The sequence below is a fragment of the Psychrobacter urativorans genome (genome assembly GCF_904846675.1).
In the GTDB taxonomy this organism is placed as follows: Bacteria; Pseudomonadota; Gammaproteobacteria; order Pseudomonadales; family Moraxellaceae; genus Psychrobacter; species Psychrobacter urativorans_B.
Window position 1 is genome coordinate 134,505 of the sequence record NZ_CAJHBT010000005.1, and the last position, 6,959, is coordinate 141,463.

Genomic DNA, 6,959 nt, shown 5'->3' on the forward strand with positions numbered 1-6,959 from the left:
CGCGCCTTGAGCGTGAGTATTCTTGTTACTGTCGAAGTCTGGCCCCTTCAACGATACCAATGGCGATAAGTAGGCGCAATTTAGCGGTAAACTGTAGCGGAATGACTTGCTTACTATTACCAGTATTGATGACGAGCTCACCTTTACTCGGCACGGTTGGAGCAATTACTGGGACCAATAGCTCGCCACCATTAACAGTCATTTGGATACCAGCTTGGTCGTTGTTACTATCTTTTAGGTTGATACGGCCAATATTGGTATCAATGGTAATCTGAGTTGAAGAAATATAAGGGCGATTATCACGGTCTTTTAGACTGATAATTACTTGATATTCACTTACGCCGTCAGCCTCTGCTAGCTGCGCTTGCGTACGATAGTCGATGGCCTGCAAACTATCTGGGGTTAGAATCTCAAGAGCTTGCTCGGAGATAACCTTACCACTGACATCGGTTGCGATACCGTGTAAGGTATTGCGTCCAGGTTTAAACTCAACGGCATAGTAATAAAATGCGGTAATGCTTTGCTTTTCTTGTCCAATCGCTGACCTGAGCTCAGGTTAATAAAAGCAACATTCCGATCGACCGTGTTCGGAGCCACCGTCTGTATTGGTGGCTGAGTTAGATTGAGGCCGAATTCAGGTAGCGCTGAGATCTTGGCTGTACATAATGAAATATGTTTAGACGTCAGCATTATAGACGTTGTCATGAGTCGCTTATCCAATAAAAAAAATTGATAGTATGCTTAAACTAAAAGAGGTCTATAAGTACCTGTAGATACTTATAGACCGTATAAATGAGTGAATAGTACTAATAAAAAACGGTAACTGTGCTGGCGTATAGACTAATTACGCCTTAGACGATAGGTTAAAGGGTAGGCACTGACAGGTAGGGACAACTGGGTTTTAGTCAACAATCGTATTAAGAGCAACGACTACTGATTTATTTGCTGGTAATAACTTGATATCCCAACGCAGGGTACGGTATTCAGAAAATGGGATTTTGACCAGCTGGCCGTTGACTTTACGCATCAGTGGCATGTCGGCGTAGTTTTTGCCATCGATACTGGCTTGGGCGCTAGTGGGACTGGCCTCACCGGTAAAGGTCATGTTGGCAGGAATAGGTAATGTCACCGCTAAGTCTTTGATATCTTTATTGATACTGTTCGAATAGGTCGCTTTATACTGAATAACCGCCCCTTTAGGCGCAGTACGCGCGGGTGAGTAGCTCACTTCACCCGCAGCATTGGTAACGACTTTATTAGCTGTTAGCTGCATCTGTAAAGCGTCATCGGCGTGAGCTGTGTCCAACAAGCAGATTGAGGCTGAAGTAACTAATAGAGCGCTGCGCAAATACTTAAGATATTTCATATAAGATCCTTTCTTAACCCAATGCTGTCAGAGTTATTTAGATTTTGAGCAATGTCACTATCATTAGAATAGGTATTCAGTCGAGGCAATGCAACAATATGACAACAGAATAATAAAATAATAAAACTGATACAAGTTATTTGTTTTTTGTACTATGATTTTACAAAATGATTACACGATATCACTATAATCATGACAAAAGGTAGTTTTTAAGGGGTCTGTTGGCGAAGATCATTTGTCGAGAGAGATAACTTCTGTTTTATAAGAGAGATCCGACTGAACAGCCCATTGTTGGACACTATTTTTTTTATTAGCAAGTTAATTTCATGATAATTATATACTTTATAAGTAATGACTATTTTATTGAAAAATACTTGTTATGGCGTCATTTCGTCACAGCCATAAACATCTCGCCAATAACCGTCTATAATAGATTGTCCTAATCTCTTAAATGTTCAAACATTACTGTACGGTTAGCCCCTAGCTTTGGTATGCTAATAGCAAGCTTGCCGTATCTGATTAGCTTAATAAGGTTAATCGCACATTACTCGAATATAACTGCGCAGTACATTACCGCGTTAGGCAATGGATTGCTTAAGTGTAACAAGGACGTCGTTAAGTCAATCGTTATCTCATTACCCCATTCAATAACACCCTGTCATGACACAGGGATGACTGATATAAAAGGATCAATAAAGATGAATTATTATAAGGATGCTGACAGCACCGAAACACAGGAATGGCTACAGGCTTTTGAATCAGTCATTAAACATGCTGATAAAGACCGCGCGCAGTTTTTGCTAAAAGCGCTATACAACATGGGGGTGCAAGAAGGCTTACCGTTTAATCGCCTCGATACTGCTTATATTAATACTATTGCAGTTGAAGATGAGCCGATGTATCCCGGTGATTTGACTATCGAGCGTAAGATTCGCGCGTTGATTCGCTACAATGCCTTGGCAATGGTGATGCGTGCGAACAAAAATGACGATGATTTAGGGGGTCACTTAGCGACATTTGCATCTAGTGCGACCCTTTATGAGACAGGTTTTAACCATTTTTTCCGGGCTGCCAGTGATCATTTCGGCGGTGATATGATTTATTATCAAGGTCACTCAGCACCGGGTATCTATGCGCGCTCTTATTTAGAAGGCCGTTTGACTGAAGATCAGCTCGATAACTTCCGCCGTGAAGTGGGCGGCAAGGGTTTATCAAGCTATCCGCATCCATATTTAATGCCGGATTATTGGCAGTTCCCAACCGTATCCATGGGTCTTGGCCCCATCATGTCGATTTATCATGCTCACGTACATCGCTATATGGAAAACCGCGGTTTACTTGAGAAAGAAGGTCGTAAGATTTGGACATTCTTAGGTGATGGTGAGACGGATGAACCAGAAAGCTTAGGGGCCATCTCTCTTGCAGGTCGTGAGAAGCTTGATAACCTAATTTGGGTAGTCAACTGTAACTTACAACGCCTCGATGGTCCGGTTCGTGGTAATGGTAAGATCATCCAAGAGCTAGAGTCTGTATTTCGCGGCGCAGGCTGGCGGGTGATTAAAGTCGTTTGGGGCGGCAACTGGGACAGTTTGCTAGCCAATGATCATACTGGTGTTCTTAAACATCGTATGGAAGAAGCAGTTGATGGTGAGTATCAGCTCTATGAAGCGCGTACGCCTGAATTTACCCGCAAAGACTTCTTTGGTAAGTATCCTGAGCTAGAGGAAATGGCAGATGCGTTGACTGACGACGATATCTCACGCTTAGATCGTGGCGGTCATGATCCCATGAAAGTCTACGCTGCCTTTAGCGAAGCGATGAAAACCAAAGGTCAGCCAACCGTTATTTTGGCAAAAACAGTTAAAGGCTACGGCTTGTCGGATCAAGCTCAAGCGGTAAACAAATCGCATCAAATCAAGAAGCTTGATCAAGACGGCTTGGTATATTTCCGCGATCGCTTTGATTTACCATTTACCGATGAGCAGTTGGAAACCCTACCGTTTTATCGTCCTGCCGAAGATTCAGCAGAGATGAAGTATCTTAAAGGTCGTCGTGAAGCGCTAGGTGGTCATTTGCCTAATCGCCGTAGTGGTCATATTCCACTTAATATTCCTGAATTGTCTATTTTTGATCGGGTATTAAAAGGCAGTAACGGTAAAGAGCAATCGACTACCATGGTATTTGTGCGCCTGCTTGCTGCCATGCTTAAAAATAAAGACATTCAAGATCGCGTCGTGCCTATCGTTCCTGATGAAGCACGTACCTTTGGTCTAGAAGGTATGTTCCGTCAATTGGGTATCTATTCTGCTGTTGGCCAAAAATATACCCCAGAAGATAGTGAAGCCTTAATGGGCTATAAAGAAGCCATCGACGGTCACATGTTAGAGGAAGGTATCAACGAAGCCGGTGCGATGAGTACTTGGATGGCGCTTGCAACCAGCTATTCTGTTAACGCGTTACCGATGATTCCGCTATACATTTACTACTCGATGTTCGGTTTCCAGCGCGTTGGTGACTTGGCATGGGCCGCCGGCGATTGTCAGGCTCAAGGCTTCTTATTAGGGGCCACGGCTGGTCGTACTACTTTGAACGGTGAAGGCTTGCAGCATCAAGATGGTCATTCACAGATCTTATTTAACGTCGTGCCAAACTGCGTCAGCTATGATCCATGCTTTGGTTATGAGTTAGCAGTAGTGATGCATGACGGTCTGCGCCGGATGTATGGTGAGGGTGAGCGCGTTTATTATTACCTGACATTGATGAATGAGAACTATGAGCAACCTGCAATGCCAGAGGGTGCAGAAGAAGGCATCAAACGGGGTATGTATTTGTTAGAAGACAACGGTTCAGCCCAAGTGCAGCTATTAGGTTCTGGCGTTATATTACGCGAAATACAAAGAGCGTCGCAGATTTTAAAAGACGAGTTCAATATTACATCTAACGTCTGGAGTGTGACCAGCTTTAATGAGTTGACTCGTGATGGCATGGCTTGTGATGACTATAATCGTCTGCACCCAATGGATGAAGAGCGCGTGCCCTGGGTCACCGAACAGCTTGCGCCGCACGAAGGGGTTGTCGTTGCGGCCACCGACTATATGCGCAACTATTCAGAACAAATCCGCGCATGGTTACCAGACAGCCGCCCTTATACCACACTAGGTACTGATGGCTATGGTCGCTCTGATACTCGTGAGAAGCTACGTAGCTTCTTTAACGTTGATGCTGAACACATTGTCGTCGCCACACTTAAACGTTTGGCAGACGAAGGCGAAGTAGAAATGCGCTTGGTTAAAGACGCCATTTCTAGCTTGGATATCGATATCGATCATCCACCGGCCTGGGAGCAACAGCCTTATTATGATCATTCTCCGGACGCACCGGCGCCTGGTAATGTGAATCCAAATCCTGTACCTGAGTTTGTCGCTGAAGATGATGATGAAATCAGTAATGAGGGTCGTGCTGAAGATCAGGCCGATGCCAAGTTACTCAATGATGATGACGTCAAAGAATAATAATCATAAGACAAGGAGAACAAGGATGGAAATTAAAGCCCCCGATTTGGGTGTAGATAGCGCCGAAGTTAGCGAGATTATGGTGCAGGTCGGTGACGTCATCGCAAAAGATGATAATATTATCTTGTTAGAGTCAGATAAAGCGTCGGTTGAAGTGCCGAGCTCTGCTGCTGGTAAAGTCACCAAAATTAGCGTTACCGTTGGTGATCAAGTTAGCGAAGGTGTAGTGCTGATTGAACTCGACAGCGATGCTGGTGGTGATAGCCAAGAGGCAAGTGCTGAAGAAACTGATAAAGCGCCTGAAAAAGCCCCAGCTAACAAGTCTGAGGGTGATAAGTCTCATGCTAGTGAAAAAAGCAAAGACGCCAGCGCTTCTGCTGCAACTGATACTAATGCCTCAAAACCTGCTGCTAAAGAAGGTACGGCAACGACTCATGCGCTCCCAGACTTAGGTGTCGATGAAGCGCAAGTTGCTGAGATTATGGTTAGCGTTGGTGATATGGTCACTGCTGATCAGTCAGTTTTATTGATTGAATCTGATAAAGCCTCAGTCGAAGTGCCCGCGCCAGAAGCGGGTAAGATTGAAAAAATACTGGTAAAAGCAGGCGATATGGTTGCCAACGGTCAAGATTTTATCGTGATTATTGGTAGCGATGCTGATGCTAGTACTAATAGCGCAGATGCTAAAAGCGATGAAGCGGATGCGCCTGATGTTAATAAAGAAGACTCATCAGGCAAACAAGCTTCGCAAACTACAGGTGAGCCAAAACAAGCAGCGGTTAAGTCTACTTCTAGCAGTAATGAAGTAGTGGCTAATGCCGGTGGTAAGTTAACTGAATCTCAGGTAAATGCTAAGTTAACAGAAGTCTATGCAGGCCCTGCCGTGCGTAAGCTTGCGCGTCAATTGGGTGTCGATATTACCCAAGTTAGTGGTTCGGCATTAAATGACCGTATTTTAAAAGAAGACTTGTTTGCGCATGTCAAAAACAGCTTGAACACGCAGCAAGCAGCACCTGCGAGCGGTAGTGGTGCAAGCTCAAGTCTTCCAAAACTGCCTGATATGAGCAATGTTGAGATTTGGGGTGAGAGCGAGACGCAAGACCTTACGCGTTTGCAAAAAGTCTCAATACCGCAGCTCAATTACAATACTTACCTGCCGCAAGTAACTCAGTTCGATGTATCCGATATCACTGAAACTGAAAAGCTACGTGGTGAATTAAAAGGCGGCATGAAAGCTGAAGGGGTTGGCCTTACTATTTTAGCCTTTATCGTTAAAGCAACTGCCTATGCGCTAACCCAGCACCCACGCTTTAACAGTCATTTAAGTGATGATAATACGCAAGTTATCCTACGTAAAAGTGTGAACATGGGTATTGCCGTAGCCACTGACGATGGCTTGATTGTGCCTGTTATCAAGAATGCGCAAGATAAAGGTATCAAGCAAATCGCCATCGAAATTGGTGAGCTAGCCGTAAAAGCTCGCGATAAAAAGCTAAGCACCAAAGATTTGCAAGGCGCTAGCTTTACGATTTCAAGCCAAGGTATCCTAGGTGGGACGGCATTTACACCACTGGTCAACTGGCCACAAGTGGGTATCTTAGGCGCTTCAGAAGCGACTATGCAACCACACTGGAATACTAAAAGTCAGACCTTTGAGCCTCGTTTAATGTTGCCATTGTCATTATCCTATGACCACCGTGTCATTAACGGTGCTGACGCTGCAGTATTTACGCGTTATGTTGCAGGTCTACTTGCGGATCCGCGCCGTATTTTACTATAAATGCTCGACATGATAGCTATTCAAGCGGAGAGTAGCATTAATATTAATATTGTTGCTCACTCTCCTTGCTATTATGTTTAGTTACTGCTTTTGGTAATTATATTTAGTGGTTAGGCTTAGTTAATATACTGAATAAATAAAAAAGATTGTCTACGGATGGTCTTTTTTATTGCTTTTTTTAGAGTTGTTAATGATGTTTTATGAGAAATATTAAATTCTAAATACAAAAAGCCAGCTTGTAGGCCGGCTTTTTCATTCACAATCTTTAATTTATAATATGGCTATACTAGGGCGTGTCATT

The 6,959-nt window shown here is 43.8% G+C and carries 4 protein-coding genes; 2 read left to right on the top strand and 2 right to left on the bottom strand.

The annotated features are described in order from the left end of the window. Positions 1-25: 25 nt before the first annotated feature. Together JMY06_RS04450 and JMY06_RS04455 are read right to left on the bottom strand one after the other, a co-directional pair. Positions 26-391 (bottom strand): hypothetical protein, encoded by a 366-nt coding sequence (locus JMY06_RS04450; RefSeq protein ID WP_201528271.1) that lies wholly within the window; start codon positions 389-391, stop codon positions 26-28. Positions 392-901: 510 nt separating this feature from the next. Continuing rightward, complete coding sequence (locus JMY06_RS04455; RefSeq protein WP_201528176.1) at positions 902-1,366, bottom strand: hypothetical protein; 465 nt, start codon at positions 1,364-1,366, stop codon at positions 902-904. Between the two features lie 698 nt (positions 1,367-2,064). On the opposite strand from JMY06_RS04455, the gene aceE reads away from it, so the two are divergent. Both aceE and JMY06_RS04465 read left to right on the top strand, forming a co-directional pair. After that, the gene (aceE, locus tag JMY06_RS04460; RefSeq protein WP_201528178.1) at positions 2,065-4,878 is read left to right on the top strand and encodes a pyruvate dehydrogenase (acetyl-transferring), homodimeric type; all 2,814 of its coding nucleotides are present in this window, start codon (positions 2,065-2,067) and stop codon (positions 4,876-4,878) included. Between the two features lie 25 nt (positions 4,879-4,903). After that, a complete protein-coding gene (locus JMY06_RS04465; protein WP_201616498.1) occupies positions 4,904-6,658 on the top strand; it encodes a 2-oxo acid dehydrogenase subunit E2 in 1,755 nt (584 codons plus the stop codon). Positions 6,659-6,959 lie beyond the last annotated feature (301 nt).